The 18389-nt window shown below is 72.2% G+C and carries 15 protein-coding genes and 1 pseudogene; 3 read left to right on the forward strand and 13 right to left on the reverse strand.

The annotated features are described in order from the left end of the window. Positions 1–5 precede the first annotated feature (5 nt). From ACIRVK_RS16785 to ACIRVK_RS16795, 3 genes are all read right to left on the reverse strand, one after another. Positions 6–986, reverse strand: coding sequence for an alpha-ketoacid dehydrogenase subunit beta (locus ACIRVK_RS16785; protein WP_404247548.1), 981 nt, complete (start codon positions 984–986; stop codon positions 6–8). Positions 987–988: 2 nt separating this feature from the next. After that, positions 989–2137 (reverse strand): pyruvate dehydrogenase (acetyl-transferring) E1 component subunit alpha, encoded by a 1149-nt coding sequence (gene pdhA / locus ACIRVK_RS16790; protein ID WP_404247550.1) that lies wholly within the window; start codon positions 2135–2137, stop codon positions 989–991. A gap of 353 nt (positions 2138–2490) precedes the next feature. Beyond that, entirely contained in the window at positions 2491–4068 is a 1578-nt protein-coding gene (locus tag ACIRVK_RS16795; protein WP_404247552.1) for a protein kinase, read from the reverse strand. Positions 4069–4404: 336 nt separating this feature from the next. Here ACIRVK_RS16795 and ACIRVK_RS16800 point away from each other — a divergent pair, with 336 nt between their 5' ends. Continuing rightward, positions 4405–6024, forward strand: a complete 1620-nt coding sequence (locus tag ACIRVK_RS16800; RefSeq protein WP_404247554.1) for a protein kinase — start codon at positions 4405–4407, stop codon at positions 6022–6024. A gap of 63 nt (positions 6025–6087) precedes the next feature. On the opposite strand, the gene ACIRVK_RS16805 is transcribed toward ACIRVK_RS16800, so the two are convergent. Next, a complete protein-coding gene (locus ACIRVK_RS16805) occupies positions 6088–6627 on the reverse strand; it encodes a bacterial proteasome activator family protein (RefSeq protein WP_404247556.1) in 540 nt (179 codons plus the stop codon). 228 nt (positions 6628–6855) lie between these two features. Here ACIRVK_RS16805 and ACIRVK_RS16810 point away from each other — a divergent pair, with 228 nt between their 5' ends. After that, entirely contained in the window at positions 6856–7413 is a 558-nt protein-coding gene (locus ACIRVK_RS16810; RefSeq protein ID WP_404247558.1) for a hypothetical protein, read from the forward strand. 21 nt (positions 7414–7434) lie between these two features. On the opposite strand, the gene ACIRVK_RS16815 is transcribed toward ACIRVK_RS16810, so the two are convergent. The 7 genes and pseudogenes from ACIRVK_RS16815 to pdhA (ACIRVK_RS16845) all read right to left on the reverse strand — a co-directional run bounded on the left by ACIRVK_RS16815 (position 7435) and on the right by pdhA (ACIRVK_RS16845) (position 15483). Continuing rightward, positions 7435–8415, reverse strand: coding sequence for an NAD(P)H-quinone oxidoreductase (locus ACIRVK_RS16815; RefSeq protein ID WP_404247560.1), 981 nt, complete (start codon positions 8413–8415; stop codon positions 7435–7437). 63 nt (positions 8416–8478) lie between these two features. Further along, positions 8479–9571, reverse strand: a pseudogene (locus tag ACIRVK_RS16820) (potassium channel family protein). Next, positions 9568–10950: a molybdopterin molybdotransferase MoeA gene (locus ACIRVK_RS16825; protein WP_404247562.1), complete on the reverse strand. Its 1383-nt coding sequence runs from the start codon at positions 10948–10950 to the stop codon at positions 9568–9570. Before ACIRVK_RS16825 ends, ACIRVK_RS16820 begins: the two are co-directional and overlap by 4 nt. Next, complete coding sequence (locus tag ACIRVK_RS16830; RefSeq protein ID WP_404247564.1) at positions 10947–11870, reverse strand: NTP transferase domain-containing protein; 924 nt, start codon at positions 11868–11870, stop codon at positions 10947–10949. Before ACIRVK_RS16830 ends, ACIRVK_RS16825 begins: the two co-directional genes overlap by 4 nt. Before the next feature lie 54 nt (positions 11871–11924). Beyond that, positions 11925–13346 (reverse strand): dihydrolipoamide acetyltransferase family protein, encoded by a 1422-nt coding sequence (locus tag ACIRVK_RS16835; RefSeq protein WP_404247566.1) that lies wholly within the window; start codon positions 13344–13346, stop codon positions 11925–11927. After that, the gene (locus ACIRVK_RS16840; protein WP_404247568.1) at positions 13346–14350 is read right to left on the reverse strand and encodes an alpha-ketoacid dehydrogenase subunit beta; all 1005 of its coding nucleotides are present in this window, start codon (positions 14348–14350) and stop codon (positions 13346–13348) included. Before ACIRVK_RS16840 ends, ACIRVK_RS16835 begins: the two co-directional genes overlap by 1 nt. Beyond that, the gene (gene pdhA, locus ACIRVK_RS16845; protein WP_404247570.1) at positions 14350–15483 is read right to left on the reverse strand and encodes a pyruvate dehydrogenase (acetyl-transferring) E1 component subunit alpha; all 1134 of its coding nucleotides are present in this window, start codon (positions 15481–15483) and stop codon (positions 14350–14352) included. Before pdhA (ACIRVK_RS16845) ends, ACIRVK_RS16840 begins: the two co-directional genes overlap by 1 nt. 174 nt (positions 15484–15657) lie before the next feature. On the opposite strand from pdhA (ACIRVK_RS16845), the gene ACIRVK_RS16850 reads away from it, so the two are divergent. Then, on the forward strand, positions 15658–16158 hold the full coding sequence (locus ACIRVK_RS16850; protein WP_404247572.1) for an Lrp/AsnC family transcriptional regulator: 501 nt from the start codon (positions 15658–15660) through the stop codon (positions 16156–16158). A gap of 3 nt (positions 16159–16161) precedes the next feature. Here the strand turns inward: ACIRVK_RS16850 and ACIRVK_RS16855 are convergent, their stop codons facing one another. Further along, positions 16162–16752: a TetR/AcrR family transcriptional regulator gene (locus ACIRVK_RS16855; RefSeq protein ID WP_404247574.1), complete on the reverse strand. Its 591-nt coding sequence runs from the start codon at positions 16750–16752 to the stop codon at positions 16162–16164. Beyond that, on the reverse strand, positions 16749–18266 hold the full coding sequence (locus ACIRVK_RS16860; protein ID WP_404247576.1) for a 3-hydroxyacyl-CoA dehydrogenase: 1518 nt from the start codon (positions 18264–18266) through the stop codon (positions 16749–16751). The genes ACIRVK_RS16855 and ACIRVK_RS16860 overlap by 4 nt, the downstream gene beginning before the upstream one ends. Positions 18267–18389 lie beyond the last annotated feature (123 nt).

Consider the following 18389-nt stretch of genomic DNA (forward strand, 5'->3'; position numbering starts at 1 on the left):
TCTCCTCAGTACGCCAGGGCGCGGTCGACGGCGTCGAGCACCCGGTCCAGGCCCGGCAGGTACTCCTCCTCCAGGCGGGCCGGCGGGTAGGGGGCGTGGTAGCCGCCGACCCGGAGCACCGGGGCCTCCAGGTGGTAGAAGCAGCGCTCCGTGATCCGGGCGGCGATCTCCGCGCCCGAGCCGAAGAACACCGGTGCCTCGTGGACCACGACCAGGCGGCGGGTCTTCTCCACCGACGTCTGGATGGAGTCGAAGTCCAGCGGCGAGATCGAGCGCAGGTCCAGCACCTCCAGCGACTTGCCCTCCTCGGCGGCCGCGTCGGCGACCTCCTGGCAGAGCTTCACCATGGGGCCGTACGCGGCGAGGGTGAGGTCGGTGCCGGCGCGGACGACCTGCGCCTTGTGCAGCGGCCCGGGGATGGCCTCGGGGTTGACCTCGGCCTTGTCCCAGTACCGCCGCTTCGGCTCGAAGAAGATCACCGGGTCGTCGCTCTGGATGGCCTGCTGCATCATCCAGTAGGCGTCCGAGGCGTTGGAGGGACTGACCACCTTCAGCCCCGAGACGTGCGCGAACAGGGACTCCGGGGACTCGGAGTGGTGCTCGACCGCGCCGATGCCGCCGCCGTAGGGGATGCGCACGACGACCGGGAGCTTGACCTTGCCCAGGGAGCGGGCGTGCATCTTCGCGAGCTGGGTGACGATCTGGTCGTAGGCCGGGAAGACGAAGCCGTCGAACTGGATCTCCACGACCGGGCGGTAGCCGCGCAGGGCGAGGCCGATGGCCGTGCCGACGATGCCGGACTCGGCGAGGGGGGTGTCGATGACGCGGCTCTCGCCGAAGTCCTTCTGCAGTCCGTCCGTCACCCGGAAGACGCCGCCGAGCTTGCCGACGTCCTCGCCCATGACGAGGACCTTCGGGTCCGACTCCAGGGCGCGGCGCAGCGACTCGTTGATCGCCTTGGCCAGGGCCATCTTCTCCGCTGCCATGGTCAGACCCCCTCTGCCTCGGTGAACGACGCCTGGTAGGCGGCGAACTGGGCTCGCTCCTCGTCGACGAGCGCGTGCCCGTCCGCGTACACGTTCTCGAAGATGGCGAAGTGGTCCGGGTCCGGCATGGCGCGGACCGCCTCGCGCACTCGTTTGCCCAACGCCTCGGACTCGGCCTCGAGTTCCGCGAAGAATCCCTCGTCCGTGTGGTTTGAGGCCTCCAGGTAGCGGCGGAGCCGCAGGATCGGGTCCTTCGCCTCCCAGGCCTCGCGCTCCTCGTCGGCCCGGTACTTGGACGGGTCGTCGGAGGTGGTGTGGGCGCCCATGCGGTACGTGTACGCCTCGACCAGGGTCGGCCCCTCACCGCTGCGGGCCCGCTCCAGCGCCCACCTGGTCACCGCGAGACAGGCCAGCACGTCGTTGCCGTCCACCCGGACGCCCGGGAAGCCGTAGCCCTGCGCGCGCTGGTAGAGCGGGACGCGGGTCTGCTTCTCGGTCGGCTCGGAGATCGCCCACTGGTTGTTCTGGCAGAAGAACACGACCGGGGCGTTGTAGACCGCGGAGAAGGTGAACGATTCGGCCACGTCGCCCTGGCTGGAGGCACCGTCGCCGAAGTAGGCGATCACCGCGCTGTCGGCGCCGTCCTTGGCGATGCCCATCGCGTAGCCGGTGGCGTGCAGCGTCTGGGAGCCGATGACGATGGTGTAGAGGTGGAAGTTGTTGCTGTTGGGGTCCCAGCCGCCGTTGTTCACCCCGCGGAACATGCCGAGCAGGTTGGTCGGGTCGACCCCGCGGCACCAGGCGACGCCGTGCTCGCGGTAGGTCGGGAAGACGTAGTCGTCCTCGCGGGTGGCCCGGCCGGAGCCGATCTGGGCGGCCTCCTGGCCGAGCAGCGAGGCCCACAGGCCGAGCTCGCCCTGGCGCTGCAGGGAGGTGGCCTCGGCGTCGAAGCGGCGGGTGAGGACCATGTCGCGGTAGAGGCCGCGGAGATCTTCGGGGGTGAGGCCGGCGACGTACTTGTCGTACTCGGGGCTCTTCAGGCGCTCGCCCTCGGGCGTCAGCAGCTGAACGAGTTCGGGCTTGGTGCTCGGGGACTTCTTCGTCCCGGCGCTGCGTCGCGGCCTGCGCGCGGCAGTGCTCTCCACGGTCACGTGTGCTCCTCCGTCGGTCCGGCCCCCGGGGTTGCCGGGAACCAGTACGGCTCACCCGTTCCGGCACCCGTGCACGGGGTGGGTGCCACTCGGCCGGAACAGGCGTGACAAGGTGCCCCGGCGAGCGCCCTGCAACAGGCACGTTACCCAGTGCTCCACATCTCTGTGAAACCCCTCCTGACCTGGGTTTTTGCTTGGATTTCCAAGTAAATCCGCAGAGCCGGGAACATCTCCTGGTCACAGCCTTGCAGGGGGCCGGAACAACGGCACGTTATATCGGTGACCCAGGTCACGGGAAGAGTCTTCCTGAGGGGCCCGCGCGTGGCGCGCCCCTCAGTACCACCCCTCGTACGTCAGCCGAGGCCGCCGAGCCCGCTCGTCGCGCCGGTGCCCGTCGGGTTCGGCGAGCCGCCCCCCGGCGGAGCCGACTGCGACTGGCTCGGCGGCTGCTGGCTCGGCTGCGAGGTCGTCGGATTGTTCGACGGCTGGTTCGTCGGCTCGCTGGTCGCACTGTGGGTCGGCCGGTGCGAGGGCGTGTACGTCGGCGAGTAGTTCCCGGAGCCGGAGCCCGTCCCGGAGCCGTTGTTCGTGGCGGTGTCGGTGGGCTGGTTGCTGACCTGGTCGCTCGGCGACGAGGTGGCCGTGCCGTCCTTGGTGCTCTGCGAGGTCGTCGGCGACTCGCTGGTTCCCGGGCCGCCACCGCTCCCGCTGCCGTTCTGCAGCGCCAGCGCGACGCCGGCCGCGATGGCGATCACCGCGAGGACCGCCAGGATCCACAGCTTGCCGCGGCCGCTGCCCTGGTTGCCGTGGCCCTCGAAGCCTCCGTCGTCCCCGCCCCCGCGGTAACCGCCCGGCAGGATCGGCTGCGGGATCTGCGTCGTGCCGGAGCCGTCGGCGGGGTGCGGCAGGACCGTCGTACTGGCGAAGCCGGCGGACGGGGTGTGCCGGCCCTCGTGCAGGTCGACCGGGCCGGTGTTCCAGGTGCCGGTGTGGCCGCCCTGGTCGTACAGCATCTGCAGCCCGTACTGGACCAGCCCGCGCATCTCCTCGGCGGTCTGGAAGCGGTCGTCGGGCTCCTTGGCGAGGGAGCGCATGACCAGGCCGTCCAGCTCCGGCGGGGAGGCGCCCTCGGAGATCTGGGACGGCGGGACGGGAATGTCCTGGACGTGCTGGTAGACCACCGACAGCGGGGTCTCACCGACGAACGGGGGCCGCAGGGCGAGGAGTTCGTAGAGCAGGCAGCCCGTCGCGTACAGGTCGGAGCGGTGGTCGACGGCCTTGCCGAGCGCCTGCTCCGGGGAGAGGTACTGGGGCGTGCCCATGACCATGCCGGTCTGCGTCATCGTCGTGGACGCGCCGTGCAGGGCGCGGGCGATGCCGAAGTCCATGACCTTGACGGCGCCGTTGTGCGTGATGATGACGTTCGCCGGCTTGATGTCCCGGTGCACGATGCCGTGCTGGTGCGAGTAGGCGAGCGCCTCCAGGACGCCGGAGACGATGATCAGGGCCTGCTCGGGGCCCGGCGCCTCGGCGTTGATGAGGAGGTCGCGGATGGTGCGCCCCTCGACGATCTCCATGACGATGTACGGAACGCTCTGGCCGCCCACGTAGTCCTCGCCGGAGTCGTACACGGCGACGATCGCGTGGTGGTTGAGCCCGGCCACCGACTGGGCCTCGCGCGTGAAGCGCGCCTTGGAGACCGGGTCCTCGGCGAGGTCGGCGCGCAGCAGTTTCACCGCGACGGTGCGCCCGAGACGCACGTCCTCCGCGGCGAACACCTCCGCCATGCCGCCCCGGCCGAGTCTGCGGGTCAGCCGATACCGGCCGTCCCCGACAAGTCCGCCGTTGCCCCACATCTCCGGCGCATCTGACATACCGCCGCCAGTCGCCTCGGGGTCGGACGGGCCCTGAGCGCGCTGCTGCTGCTCCATCAGTCCTCGCCGTCGTTTCTGCCCGCGGTGCGCGCGGTGTTGTTACGGTCTCCGTCGGCCACGCTACAGCCTCAGCGCAAGCCGCCGGTCCGAGAAGGGGACCGGAACCGGCACGAGACGGACCGGCCATCAAACCGTCTTCCGGTGTGGTCGTGCAAATCCTGTGTACCGGCCGTACAGCCTCTGTAACGCTCGCGCGACGCTTCTTTCGCGTACGGTCACGGAACGGGCACCGCGCTTGACGTGTCAGTGCCCTCGGGCAGACTTGGCCGGGAATGAGCCATTCGATCAACGACAGCCGGGCCGGCGCCTGAAGGCCGATGGGGGACACGCAACATGAGCCAGGACGCCGCACAAGGCCGGTACGCGGGGCAGGCGCTCGCCGGCGGCCGCTATCAGCTGCGGGACTTGCTCGGCGAGGGCGGCATGGCCTCCGTGCACCTGGCGTACGACGCCACGCTGGACCGGCAGGTCGCGATCAAGACACTCCACAGCGACCTCGGCCGCGAGCAGGCCTTCCGCGAGCGTTTCCGGCGTGAGGCGCAGGCCGTGGCCAAGCTCACGCACACCAACATCGTGTCGGTCTTCGACACCGGCGAGGACAGCCTCGACGGGATGACGACCCCGTACATCGTCATGGAGTACGTCGAGGGCCGCCCACTCGGCTCGGTGCTCGAGGAGGACGTACGGCAATGCGGCGCGATGCCCGCCGACAAGGCGCTGAAGGTCACCGCGGACGTGCTCGCGGCGCTGGAGATCAGCCACGAGATGGGGCTGGTCCACCGGGACATCAAGCCGGGCAACGTGATGATGACCAAGCGCGGCGTGGTCAAGGTGATGGACTTCGGCATCGCGCGCGCGATGCAGTCCGGTGTGACGTCCATGACACAGACCGGCATGGTCGTCGGCACCCCGCAGTACCTCTCACCCGAACAGGCCCTGGGCCGCGGCGTCGACGCCCGCTCCGACCTCTACTCGGTCGGCATCATGCTGTTCCAACTGGTCACCGGGCGCCTCCCGTTCGACGCGGACTCCCCGCTGGCCATCGCGTACGCGCACGTCCAGGAGGAGCCGGTCGCGCCCTCCTCGATCAACCGGGCGCTGCCCCCGGCCGTGGACGCGCTGGTCGCCCGCGCGCTGAAGAAGAACCCGAACGAACGCTTCCCGAACGCCGTCGCCATGCGTGACGAGTGCCTGCGGGTGGCCGCGTCCTTCCAGGCCGCCCCGCCCAGCATCGTGCCGGGCGCCCCGGCGCAGAGCGGCGCCGGCGTCGGCTCGGCCGTCTTCCCGCCGGTCGACCGGGCGACCCCGCCGTCCTCGGGCCCGGTGCAGACGCCGTACCAGCCGCCGACGCCGCACCCGTACTCCACGCCCGCGCCCTCGCCGTCGTACGGCTACCCGCGGCAGGGCGGCTACCAGACGCCCGCCGGGTACGGCGGACAGCCCTCCACACCGCCGCCGTACAACATCACGCCGCAGCCCGCCACGCCCGTGCCCCCTGTCGGCGAGCGGAACAACAAGCCGGTCGTCGTGGGCGCGGTCATCGTGTCGATCATCGCCATCACCGGGCTGCTGGCGGCCGTGCTGGTCAGCGGCGGCGGCAACAAGGACAAGAGCGCGAGCGGGAGCGGCGGCACGAGCCCGTCGGCGACGCGGGTGGCGGGCTACCGAGGCCCCGACACCACGAAGACGATCGACAAGACCGAGTGCACCGAGCCGCAGGAGTCGTACACCGACCCGCACAAGATCCAGGTCCCCGACTTCCGGTACAAGGACATCGGCTCCGTCAAGAAGTGCCTGCAGGCCGCCGGCTGGTCGTTGAAGATCGACAACTACGACGAGAACACCTTCGGCCAGGGCGCGGTGATCGACCAGTTCCCGGCGGCCGGCTCGGACGTCAGCCCGAAGAACGTCGAGCTGGAGCTCCGGGTCTCCACGGGCAACCCGGCGTCCTGACCCGGACCTGCGAAGGGCCCGGACAGCCTCGGCTGCCGGGCCCTCACCCGTGGATGTACGCGGTTACAGGTACGGTCCGCCCGAACGGCCGCCCGCATGGCCGTCCTCGCCCAAGCCCTGGGCGACGCCCGGCGGCAGGGCGCGGCGCATCTGCTCCAACTGGGCCCGCGCCGCCATCTGCTGGGCGAACAGCGTGGTCTGGATGCCGTGGAAGAGGCCCTCCAGCCAGCCCACCAACTGCGCCTGCGCGATCCGCAGTTCCGCGTCGCTCGGGGTGCCCTCGTCCTGGAACGGCAGGGACAGCCTCTCCAGCTCCTCCACCAGCTCCGGCGCGAGCCCGTCCTCCAGCTCCTTCACCGAGCTGCGGTGGATGTCCTTGAGCCGGGCCCGGCTCGCCTCGTCCAGAGGAGCCGCCCGCACCTCCTCCAGGAGCTGCTTGATCATGCTGCCGATCCGCATCACCTTGGCCGGCTGCTCGACCTGCTCCGTCACCGGAATCTCGCGGGAGTCGTCGTCGCCTCCGCCGCCAATCGCCATGCCGTCCTGGCCAACGACCAGGATCTGGGGATTCTCCGGCGACCGTTCGTTCCTCGGCATCTCCATGCCGCCATTCTCTCGCACCCCTGCATCTCACCATCGTGGTGCCCCCCGTACGGGGTGATCCACCGTTCACGCCGTGAAGGTTTGCGTCACTTCCCGTCGCGCTCGGTGACTGTCAGCTGGGTCGGGCGGGCTTCGGTGGTGTCCCCTCGGTCAGCGGACAGCTCCCCGCGTTCGCTTTTTGGCGGAGTCCGGAATGCCGGATGCGCGGCTGGATGTGACGGTGGGGGCATGACTCGATGGGTGCGTGCGGTGCGGGCGGCGGGACTGCTGGCGGGGGTGGGAGCGGGGTTCCTCGCGGGCGCGGACGCGACGGCGTACGCGAGCGTTCCGACGCCCGGCTCCGTATCGGCGTCCCCCACCGCACGTACGGCCGCTCCCGGGCCCCGTACGCCCGCCCCCGGGCCCACGCCCTCGGCCACCGCTCCGTCCGCCCAGCCGTCCCGCGCCGGGAGCCGGGCGGGTGAGGGGCGGGAGCGGCCCGGACGGCGTGAGGAGACGGCGTCGGCGGACGAGGAGGCGACGGGCCCGGAGAACGAGGAGACCGCGCAACCGGACGGGAACGGCGTGGACGGTGGCGACGGGGGAGTCACCGAAAGCGCCGCCGTGTCCGAGCCGCCCCAGGCTGCCGCTCAGGCGACGCCGGTACCCTCGGTCCGGCAGACCGTCACGCGGGCGGCACCCCCCGCCGAGCCCGTCCTGCGCGTCCTGCCGCTGGGCAGCGGCCTGGTCCTGATCGGGCTCGGTCTGGGGCTCGCGTTCGTCGGTCTGCGCCTGCGCCGGACGTGACACCCCCGGCCCGGTGCGGCCTCAGGGCGCGATGAGCAGCACCTTTCCCACGTGGCCGCTCTCCTCCACCACGCGGTGGGCGGTCGCCGCGTCGCTCATCGGGATCTCCCGGTCGACGACGGGACGGACGTGACCGGCGGCGATCAGCGGCCAGACGTGTTCGCGTACGGCCGCCACGATCGCCGCCTTCTCACCCAGCGGGCGGGCCCGCAGCGAGGTCGCGCTGATGGCGGCCCGCTTGGCCAGGAGCGCGCCGATGTTCAGCTCGCCCTTGACGCCGCCCTGCAGGCCGATGATGGCGAGCCGGCCGTTGACGGCGAGCGTCCGGACGTTCCGGTCCAGGTACTTGGCGCCCATGTTGTCGAGGATGACGTCCGCCCCGGCGCCGTCCGTGGCGCGCCTGACCTCCTCGACGAAGTCCTGCTCCTTGTAGTTGACCAGGATGTCGGCGCCCAGTTCGGCGCACTGGTCGAGTTTCTCCTTGCTGCCGGCCGTGACCGCGACCTTCGCGCCGACGGCCTTGGCGAGCTGGATCGCCATCGTGCCGATGCCACTGGAGCCGCCGTGCACCAGCAGCGTCTCGCCCGGGCGCAGATGGGCGACCATGAAGACGTTCGACCAGACCGTGCAGACCACCTCGGGCAGCGCGGCGGCCTGCCGGAGGTCCAGCCCCTCGGGCACCGGCAGCAGCTGTCCGGCGGGGACGACGACCTTCTCGGCATAGCCGCCACCCGCCAGCAGCGCGCACACCTCCTCGCCGACGGCCCAGCCGGAGACACCCGGCCCCAGCGCGGCGATGCGGCCCGAGCACTCCAGGCCCGGGTACTCGGAGGCACCGGGCGGGGGATCGTAGAAGCCCATCCGCTGCATGATGTCGGCCCGGTTGACGGCACTGGCCACCACCTCGACCAGCACCTCGCCCTCGCCGGGCACCGGATCGGGGACCTCGCCCCACACCAGGGCCTCGGGTCCGCCAGGTTCGGGAATCGTGATCGCATGCATACAGGGACGCTACTGCTTCCCGGCGCTCCGGCGCCGCGCAGGGCAGGGCAGGGCAGGCCCGGATCAGTTCCGCGGCATGGGCCGGACGTCCGGCGCGACCTGGTTGCCCGGCGTCACCCGCACGATCGTGATCAGACGATCGGTCAACTGCAGCTTCCCGATGGCCGGATCGTCGTATCCGAGCACCCGGTGCCCGCGTACGACGCTCACCACCAGGTCCTGCGTCTCGCGCGGCCCCTTGCCCGCCTCCGCCTTGGTGACCGGCCGTTCGGCCATGTCGAGCCCGCTGCCCTGCTGGATGAGGTCCTCCATCACCATGCCCGCCGCGGGGCTGAGCACCGACAGTACGAGCAGCCGGCCCGCGGCGCTCGCGCTGGTGATCACCGCGTCGGCGCCGGACTGCTCGAGCAGCGGAGCGTTCTCCTCCTCGCGCACCGCGGCAACGATCTTCGCACCACGGTTGAGCTGCCGGGCCGTGACGGCGACGAGCACGGCCGTGTCGTCGCGCTGGGTCGCGATGATGATCTGCCGCGCCCGGTGCACCTCGGCCCGCTTCAGCACCTCGCTGCGGGTCGCGTCACCTATGACGCCGGCGTACCCGTCGGCCGTCGCCGCGTCGATCGCCTTCGTGGCGGGACCACGACGACCGCTCATTCCTCAGCCCGGTAGCGCAGACGGTCTGGATCGCCGAACGCCCCTTCGTCCCGAACCCGACGACGACGGTGTGATCTCGCAACGCGGACCTCCAATGGTTCAAACGCCACTCCTCCCGGGTGCGTTCGGTGAGGACCTCGAGGGTGGTGCCGACCAGGATGATCAGGAAGAGCACGCGCAGGGGCGTGATGACGAGGATGTTGGTGAGCCGGGCGCCGTGGCTGACCGGGGTGATGTCGCCGTATCCGGTCGTGGAGAGGGTGACGGTCGCGTAGTGGAAGGCGTCGACGAGGTCGATCGAGCCGTCGGCGTTGTCGTTGTAGCCCTCGTGGTCGGCGTAGACGACGAGCGCGGTCGTAACCAGCACCAGGAGGGCCATCAGCAGGCGCTTGGCGACCTGTTGGATCGGCCGCTCCACCACCTTGCGCGGGAGTTTCACCCGATGGGTCACGAGATGTCCGTCCGCCTGGCGGGCGACGGCGTCATGGCCCGGAAGTTTCACGTGAAACACACCTCGATCCCGGCGGACGCCCAGGGCAGATCGAGGAGTTCCAGCTCCTGACCCGCCCGAGCGCCGCCGGGCGGTACGACCGCGAGGGCGTCGGCCGCCGCGATGCCCCGCAGCATGGCCGGCCCGTTGTAGTGCAGCGCTACGGCGACATCGCCGCGCAGCACGACGGGGATGAGCCGGGTGTCGTACGGGTGCCCGTGTGCCGTCTCCTGCAGGGGCAGCGCGTACGGCTCGGGGGCGGGGTGCGCGGCGAGGGTGCGCAGCAGGGGTTCGGCGAGGGTGAGCAGACCGGAGACGGCGGCGAGGGGGTTACCGGGGAGGCCCACGAGGTGCTGGTCGTCCTTGGTGCGGGCCAGCAGCATGGGATGGCCGGGGCGCACCTTGACGCCGTCCACGAGGAGTTCGGCACCGAGGCTGTCGAGCGTGGGGTGGACGTGGTCGACGGGGCCGGAGGCGGTGCCGCCGGTGGTGACGACCAGGTCGGCGGTGGAGCCGGCGATCGCCTTGCGCAGTGCCTTGGCATCGTCGCCGAGCCGGCGTACGGCGGTGACCTCGGCGCCGAGCGCGCGCAGCCAGGGCGGGAGCATCGGCCCGAGCGCGTCCCGGATCAGGCCGTCGTGCGGCCGTCCCTCGGTCAGCAACTCGTCGCCGAGGACGAGGACCTCGACGCGGGGGCGGGGTACGGCGGTGAGGGTGTCGTACCCGGCTGCCGCGGCGAGCCCGAGCACGGCCGGGGTCACCAGGGTGCCGACGGGCAGGAGTTGGTCGCCGGAGCGGCACTCCTGGCCGCGGGGCCGGATGTCCTGGCCGTGGTGCATGTCCCGGGTGGCGTGCAGGCGGCCCTGGGCGTCGGTGCGGCCGTGTTCGGTGCGCAGGACGGCGGTGGTGTCCAGGGGAACGCGGGCGCCGGTGGCGATCCGCACGGCCTCGCCGTCGGTGAGCGGCTCCGGCTCCGCGTGGCCGGCCAGCACGCCCTCGTCCCGCACGTCCCAGGGGCCGGGCCCGGCGACCGCCCAGCCGTCCATCGCCGAGGTGTCGAAGGAGGGCAGGTCGGTGAGTGCGGTCACAGGAGCGGCGAGAGTGAGGCCGAGAGCGGAGTCCATGGCGACCGAGACGGGGGCGCGGCCGGCGGCCCGGACGGCGGCACGGGCGGCACGGGCGGCGATCGCGCGGGCCTCGTGCCAGGGGGTGGCCCGGTGGTGGGCGTCCGACGAGTGGGCGCCGTGCCCGCCCGGCGCGGGGACTTCGGGCGTACGACCGCCGGGGTCGCCCGTGGGGGTGCGGCCACCGTGTTCGTTCACCAGCGCAAGCACCTCCTCGACGTCGAGGTCCTCGGCGTCCTCGCCGGTCCGGGTGGAACGGGCGGTCATCCGGCGTCCGGGCGGGTGTCGGGCGTGGCGTCCGGGGCGGCGTCGGCCTTGTCCGCGGCGGCCTCCTCGGCCCAGCGCAGGGCGAGCGCGGCGGCCTTGCGGGCGGCCTCGGCGACGGCTTCGGGGCCTCCCCCGGCCCGTCCGGCCGCGTAGCCGACGAGGAAGGTGGTCAGGGGCGCGGCGGGCCTGGCCACACCGTGCGCTGCGTCGCGGGCGAGGTCGAGCAGGACGCCGGTGTCGACGTCGAGGTCGATGCCCAGCTCGTCCTTGGCTGCGGAGATCCATTCATCCAACACGTGCCCATGCTCCCTGATACGTGCCCTGGCGGTGGCGATGTCGTCCCAGGTGTCGCAGTCGAAGGACGCGACCGGGTCGGGGACGCGGATGAAGTCGAGCGCGGCGGTCAGCCGGCGCAGAGGGAGGCCGGTGAGGCCGTCGTGCTCCCCGGCGAGCGCGGTCAGTTCGCGGTGCAGTGCCTGCGTGCGGTACGCGGCGACGAGGGGCTGGTCGCGGGCGTCGGCGTCGGTGAGCAGGGCACCGTCGGCGGTACCCGTGCCGAGGGCGGCCAGCAGTCGGCGGACCGTCCCCGCCTCGATGAACGGAAGGTCGGCGGACAGGACGACGACCTGCTCGGCCGTGGTGTGCCGCAGTCCGGCGCCGAGAGCGGCGAGGGGGCCCGCGCCGGGCGGGTCCTCGCGGGTCCACAGCACCGACCGTGGGGTGGGGCGGGGGTCGGCCACGACGACGGTGGTGCGCGCGTCGGCGCAGGCGGTGAGCACCCGGTCGAGCAGGGCGCGTCCGCCGACCCGGACGCCCGGTTTGTCGGCGCCGCCGAGCCGCCGGGCCCCGCCCCCGGCGAGCACGACGGCGTCGTACGCCGGATCGGGGCCGGAGGCGTCCGGGCGCTCGTACGAGGTCACCCCATGAGTATGCGGGCCGTCACGATCACAGGGAACGTGCGGGCGTCCACGCCGTCACAGCGTGCGCAGCAGCACCGCCGGCGCTTCCACGCAGTCGGCCACGTACCGCAGGAAGCCGCCCGCCGTGCCGCCGTCGCACACCCGGTGGTCGAAGGTGAGCGAGAGCTGCACGACCTGCCGCACCGCCAGCTCGCCCTCGTGCACCCACGGCTTGGGGACGATCCGGCCGACGCCCAGCATGGCCGCCTCGGGGTGGTTGATGATCGGTGTGGAGCCGTCGACGCCGAAGACCCCGTAGTTGTTCAGCGTGAAGGTGCCGCCGGTGAGGTCCGCGGGGGTGAGGCCTCCCGTGCGGGCGGCCTCGGTCAGCCGGGCGAACTCCGCGGTCAGCGACTCGGCGTCGCGTGCGTGGGCGTCCCTGACGACCGGTACCACCAGGCCCCGCTCGGTCTGCGCGGCGAAGCCGAGGTGCACCTGGTCGAGCCGGACGACCTCCCTGGCGGCCGTGTCCACCGTGGAGTTGAGGTCGGGGAACCGGGCGAGGGCGGCGGTGCAGATCCTTGCCAGCAGGGCGAGCAGGGAGATCTTCGGCCCACCAGCCGCGTTCATCGCGGCCCGCGCCCGCATCAGCTCGGTCGCGTCGGCGTCCACCCAGCAGGTCGCGTCCGGTATCTCCTGCCGGCTGCGGGAGAGCTTGTCGGCGACGGCGCCGCGGATGCCCTTGAGGGGGATGCGGGTGCCCTCGGTGACAGGGGCCGACGAGGTGGGAGCGAGGGGTTCGGTCGACGGTGCGGTGGCCGGCCGGCGCGCGGCAGCGGCCTCCATCGCATGCTCCACGTCGGCCCGCAGGATCAGCCCGTCGGGCCCGGAACCGCTCAGCTCCCGCAGGTCCAGGCCGTGCTCGCGAGCGAGGCGGCGGACGAGGGGCGAGATCACGGGAACGGGGCCGTCGCTCCGGCGGTCGTCGGCCTCGGCAATCCGCGCGTCCCCCGCCGTGACCGTGCCGTTCTGCCTCAGCGGCCCGCGGCCCAGGCCCGGCGCGGTCCTGCCGTCGGAGCCGTCGTCGGCGGGAAAGACGTGTCCGTATTCGGGTGTGGCCGCACCGGTGCCCGGCCCCGTCGGCCGTACCCGCCGCCTGCGGGCCGGAGGTGCGCCGGTGCCGTAGCCCACCAGGACGTTCCCCGAGCCCTCGGTCCCGCCGTCGGAGACGTCGGCGGCGTCGGAGGCCCGCGGCCCCACCGCGACCGTCAGCAGCGGCGCCCCCACGGGCAGTTCCGTGCCCTCCTCGCCGAAGCGGGCGGTGACCACGCCGCCGTAGGGACAGGGCACCTCTACCATCGCCTTGGCCGTCTCGACCTCGACGACCGGCTGGTCCACGGCGACGACGTCGCCGACCTCCACCAGCCAGCGGACGATCTCCGCCTCGGTGAGCCCCTCCCCGAGGTCGGGAAGCTTGAACTCCAGCACCTGTGCCATCAGTTCCCGGCCTCCCACTGCAGCCGCGCGACGGCGTCCAGGATGCGGTCCACCCCGGGCAGGTGGTGGCGTTCCAGCATCGGCGGCGGATAAGGGATGTCGAACCCGGCCACCCGCAGCACCGGCGCCTCCAGGTGGTGGAAGCAGCGCTCCGTCACCCGGGCCGCGATCTCCCCGCCCGGCCCGCCGAAGGAGCCCGACTCGTGCACGACGACCGCGCGCCCGGTCCGGCGTACGGAGGCGGCGACCGTCTCGTCGTCGAACGGCACCAGGGAGCGCAGGTCGACGACTTCGAGGTCCCAGCCCTCGGCCTGCGCCGCCTCGGCGGCTTCGAGGCAGACGGGCACGGACGGTCCGTAGGTGATGAGCGTGGCGCTGCGGCCCGGGCGGCGCACCACCGCGCGGCCTATGGGTTCGACGTCCGTCGGGTGTTCGGGATTCCAGGAGTCCTTGGACCAGTACAGCCGCTTGGGTTCCAGGAAGACGACCGGGTCGTCGGAGTCGATGGCCGCACGCAGCAGGCCGTAGGCGTCGGCGACGGTGGCGGGCGTGACGACATGGAGCCCCGGAGTCGCCATGTAGTACGCCTCGGAGGAGTCGCTGTGGTGCTCGACGCCGCCGATGCCGCCGCCGTAGGGGACGCGGATGGTGAGGGGCAGGGGCATCGTGCCGCGCGTGCGGTTGCGCATGCGGGAGACGTGGCTGATCAGCTGCTCGAAGGCGGGGTAGGCGAACGCGTCGAACTGCATCTCCACGACCGGCCGCAGGCCGTACATCGCCATGCCGACGGCCGTGCCGAGGATGCCGGCCTCGGCGAGCGGGGTGTCGGTGCAGCGGTCCTCGCCGAACTCCTTCGCGAGCCCGTCGGTGACGCGGAAGACGCCGCCGAGGGTGCCGACGTCCTCGCCCATGACGTGCACGGCGGGGTCGGCGGCCATCGCGTCGCGCAGCGCGCGCGTGAGGGCCTGCGCCATGGTGGCCGGCTTGAGGGCGACGGTGGTCATCAGTGCCCGCCCTCCCGCTCCGCCGCGAGCTCTGCCTCCAGCAGCGCCCGCTGTTCGCGCAGTTGTGGGGTCGGCTCGGCGTAGATGTGGGCGAACAGGTCCATCGGGTCGAGCCCCGGGTCCTGGTTCATGCGCTCACGCAGATCGGCGGCCATGGTTTCGGCGGCTTCGCGCGCGCGGCGGACGCCGTCCTCGTCGAGCAGTCCGCGCTCGGTCAGCTCGTGCTCCAGGAGCGCGATCGGGTCGTGCGCGCGCCACGCCTCGACCTCGGTGTCGCCGCGGTAGCGGGTCGCGTCGTCGGCGTTGGTGTGCGCGTCGATGCGGTACGTGATCGCCTCGACCAGCATGGGGCCGCCGCCCTCGCGCGCGTGCCGTACGGCGTCGGCGAGGACGGTGTGCACGGCGGCCGCGTCGTTGCCGTCGACCAGCCGGCCGGGCATGCCGTAGCCGACGGCCTTGTGGGCCAGGGAGGGGGCCGCGGTCTGCTTGGCGAGCGGGACGGAGATCGCGAAGCCGTTGTTCTGGACCAGGAAGACGACGGGGGCCTGCCAGACGGCGGCGAAGTTCAGCGCCTCGTGGAAGTCGCCCTCGCTGGTGCCGCCGTCGCCGACCATGGCGAGCGCGACCACGTCGTCGCCCTTGAGGCGGGCGGCGTGCGCGAGGCCCACGGCGTGCGGGAGCTGGGTGGCGAGCGGGGTGCACAGGGGGGCGACGCGGTGCTCGTGCGGGTCGTAGCCGGTGTGCCAGTCGCCGCGCAGCAGGGTCAGTGCCTGGACCGGGTCGAGGCCCCGGGCGACGGCGGCGAGGGTGTCGCGGTAGCTCGGGAAGAGCCAGTCCCGGTCCTCGAGGGCGAGCGCGGCGGCGACCTCGCAGGCCTCCTGGCCGGTGCTGGAGGGGTAGACGGCCAGACGGCCCTGCTTGGTGAGGGCGGTGGCCTGTGTGTTGTAGCGGCGGCCGCGCACGAGTTCGGCGTAGAGGCGGCGCAGCAGGGCCGGGTCGGCCTTCGCGGCCGCGTCGGTGCCGAGGACGCGGTACGGCTCGGCGTCGGGCAGCAGCGGCGCGGGGTCCGTGCGCGGTTGCCAGGCGGGCGGCGGCGAGGGCCGGTACGCGCCCCGCTGCTCCATGACCGTCATGACGGCACCTCCTCGTGGGAGCGGCTTCGGGCGCGCCACGGCCGTGATGCGCCTCACCTACCGATTGTTCGGTCGTCGGCACATTTTGGCTACAGGCACCTCCGGGCTGTGGACAAACGGTTCTCCACAGCCTGGAATGAACGCAGTACGTCCATGGTAGGGAGGCGGGGGGGCATGGCACCTGAACAAATGGCCGAGAGCGGCGAGCCGGCCGGTGCCCCGCCGCCCGCCCGCCCCCTCGACGCCATCGATCTGGACATCCTGCAGATGCTCCAGGCGGACGGCCGCGCCTCGATACGGTCGGTCGCCGAACGGGTGCACGTCTCCCGCGCCAACGCCTACGCGCGGATCAACCGCCTCATCGAGGACGGCGTCATCCGCGGTTTCGGCGCCCGCGTCGATCATGAACGCGCCGGTCAGGGCACCTCCGCTTACATCACTCTGAAGATCGTCCAGAACTCCTGGCGCACCGTGCGCGAACAGCTCAGACAGCTGCCCGGCGCGTCGCACATCGCACTGGTGGGCGGCGACTTCGACGTGCTCCTGCTGGTGCACACACCCGACAACCGGGCGCTGCGCGAGCTGGTGCTCACCCGGCTGCAGGCCATGCCCGAGGTGCTCAGCACGCGCACGCTGCTGGTGTTCGAGGAGGAGGACCTGGAACCGCAGAGCTGAGGCTCACAGCTCCCTGCGCAGCCCCGAGAACACCAGTTGCGCGACCGCGTCGGAGACCTCCCGCTCGCTCATCCCCCGCCCGTCGGGCCGGTACCACTCCACGATCGAGTTGATCATCCCGAACACCAGCCGGGTGGCGAGCCGCACCTCGACGTCGCCGCGCACGTCACCGTCCGCGGCCGCCGCCTTCAGCAGCTCGGCGACCTGGTGGTCGAAGTCGCGGCGCCGCTCCAGGGCCCACCGCTCGGTGCCCGTGTTGCCGCGCACCCGCAGCAGCAGGGTCACGTACGGCAGTTCGGCGATGAGCACCTCGACCATGCGCCGCACCACGTACTCCAGCCGGTCCGAGGCGCGTCCCACGCGCGCGTGCTCCTCGTCGAGGATCCCGAACAGGCCGTCCAGGGCCCGGCTGACGGCCCTGCGCAGCAGCTCCTCCTTGCCGGCCACATGGTGGTAGATCGACGACTTGGAGATGCCGGCCGCCTTGGAGAGGTGCTCCATGGAGGTGCCGTCGTAGCCGCGCTCGTTGAAGACCTGGACGGCGACGGACAGCAGCGTCTCCGGGGTGTACGTGTCGCGTTTGGCGGTGGTCATGACTGGCTGCCCTCCCGCTTGTCGGAGGCGTACGCGTGGCGGTACAGCGCGAGGGAGGGGGCGTAGCGGCCGGAGGGATCGCGCAGGTGCAGGTCGTCGAGGAGTGCGTAGGCCCAGTTGCGGCCCAGGCGGCGGCCCCATTCGAAGGGGCCAAGTGGATAGTTGACGCCCAGGCGCATCGCGGTGTCGGTGTCCTCCTCGGTCGCCACGCCCTTGGCGACCGCGTCGTGCGCGAGGTCGATGATCCGGGCGACCGTACGGGCGACGATCATCCCGGGGACGTCGCCGATGACGCTGACGTCCTTGCCGAGCACCTGGAAGAGGCCGGTGGCGTCGGAGAGGGTCTGCGAGGAGGTGTCCTGGGAGGCGGACAGCGCGAGGCGGGTGGCGCGGCGGTAGTCGAGGGCGAGGTCGAAGTAGACGACGTCCCGGAACTCCACCGAGGTCTGCCCGTCGGCGAGCGCCAGCTGGCCGCCGCCCGGCAGCACCAGGCGGGTTCCGTGGTCCTCGTTCTCCTCGCGCACCGGGATGCCCGCCTCGCGGATCAGCGTGAGCAGTTCGCCGGCCGGGCCGAGGTCGCCCTCCACGACGACGTAGGCGGGCGGCTGCCGCTTCTCGGCGGTGTGCGGCTCGGTGCGCTCGGCGCCCTCCGCGTAGTCGTACCAGCCGTGTCCGCTCTTGCGGCCGAGCCGGCCCGACTCGACCAGGCGGCGCTGGGCGAGCGAGGGCGTGAAGCGGACGTCCTGGAAGAAGCTGCGCCACACCGAGTGCGTCACCGACTCGTTGACGTCCTGGCCGATGAGGTCGGTCAGTTCGAAGGCGCCCATCCTGAAGCCGCCGCACTCGCGCAGGACCGCGTCGATGGTGGCGGGGTCGGCGCCCTGCGCCTCGTAGACCGCGAAGGCCTCGGCGTAGAAGGGCCGGGCGATGCGGTTGACGATGAAGCCGGGGGTGTCGGCGCAGGCGACCGGCGTCTTGCCCCAGGCGCGCGCCATCTCGTACGCGCGCGTGGCCGAGGTGACGTCGGTGGCGAAGCCGGAGACGACCTCGACCAGCGGCAGCAGCGGCGCGGGGTTGAAGAAGTGCAGGCCGACGAGGCGGCCCGGGCCGCGCAGGGCGCCGCCGATCGCGGTGACCGACAGGGACGAGGTGTTGGTGGCGAGCAGACAGTCCTCGTCGACGATGTCCTCGAGCTCCCGGAACAGGTCCTGCTTGACGTCGAGCCGCTCCAGGACCGCCTCGACGACCAGGGAGCAGTCGGCGAGCTCGGCGAGGTCCGTCGCGGGCAGCAGTCGCGCGCGTGCCGCGTCCCGGTCGGCCGCCGTGAGGCGGTCCTTCTCGACGAGCCGGTCGAGGCGGGCGCCGATCGCTGCGGCCGCTTCCTGGGCGCGCCCCGCGACGGCGTCGTACAGCCGCACGCGATGACCCGCGACCAGCGCGACCTGGGCGATGCCCTGGCCCATGGTGCCGGTGCCGACGACGGCCACGGGGCTGCTGAGGTCGAGTGCTGTCATGTGCGCGATCCTCCCGCACGGCGTTTTCCACAGATGCGGCGGACCCCCTTGTCCCGACCGATCGTTCGGTTACTCTAACTCTGACTGGCTGTTCCTGCCCCTGTTTCTGCCCAGGTCATGAGC

The organism is Streptomyces sp. NPDC101152 (assembly GCF_044768275.1).
Taxonomy (GTDB): domain Bacteria; phylum Actinomycetota; class Actinomycetes; order Streptomycetales; family Streptomycetaceae; genus Streptomyces.

Excerpts from the sequence above, each read along its gene's own strand:
- ACIRVK_RS16785 (WP_404247548.1), bottom strand. The coding sequence starts at position 986 with ATGGCAGCGGAGAAGATGGCCCTGGCCAAGGCGATCAACGAGTCGCTG.
- ACIRVK_RS16795 (WP_404247552.1), bottom strand. The coding sequence starts at position 4,068 with ATGGAGCAGCAGCAGCGCGCTCAGGGCCCGTCCGACCCCGAGGCGACT.
- ACIRVK_RS16800 (WP_404247554.1), top strand. The coding sequence starts at position 4,405 with ATGAGCCAGGACGCCGCACAAGGCCGGTACGCGGGGCAGGCGCTCGCC.
- ACIRVK_RS16805 (WP_404247556.1), bottom strand. The coding sequence starts at position 6,627 with ATGGAGATGCCGAGGAACGAACGGTCGCCGGAGAATCCCCAGATCCTG.
- ACIRVK_RS16810 (WP_404247558.1), top strand. The coding sequence starts at position 6,856 with ATGACTCGATGGGTGCGTGCGGTGCGGGCGGCGGGACTGCTGGCGGGG.
- ACIRVK_RS16815 (WP_404247560.1), bottom strand. The coding sequence starts at position 8,415 with ATGCATGCGATCACGATTCCCGAACCTGGCGGACCCGAGGCCCTGGTG.
- ACIRVK_RS16825 (WP_404247562.1), bottom strand. The coding sequence starts at position 10,950 with ATGACCGCCCGTTCCACCCGGACCGGCGAGGACGCCGAGGACCTCGAC.
- ACIRVK_RS16835 (WP_404247566.1), bottom strand. The coding sequence starts at position 13,346 with ATGGCACAGGTGCTGGAGTTCAAGCTTCCCGACCTCGGGGAGGGGCTC.
- ACIRVK_RS16840 (WP_404247568.1), bottom strand. The coding sequence starts at position 14,350 with ATGACCACCGTCGCCCTCAAGCCGGCCACCATGGCGCAGGCCCTCACG.
- pdhA (WP_404247570.1), bottom strand. The coding sequence starts at position 15,483 with ATGACGGTCATGGAGCAGCGGGGCGCGTACCGGCCCTCGCCGCCGCCC.
- ACIRVK_RS16850 (WP_404247572.1), top strand. The coding sequence starts at position 15,658 with ATGGCACCTGAACAAATGGCCGAGAGCGGCGAGCCGGCCGGTGCCCCG.
- ACIRVK_RS16855 (WP_404247574.1), bottom strand. The coding sequence starts at position 16,752 with ATGACCACCGCCAAACGCGACACGTACACCCCGGAGACGCTGCTGTCC.
- ACIRVK_RS16860 (WP_404247576.1), bottom strand. The coding sequence starts at position 18,266 with ATGACAGCACTCGACCTCAGCAGCCCCGTGGCCGTCGTCGGCACCGGC.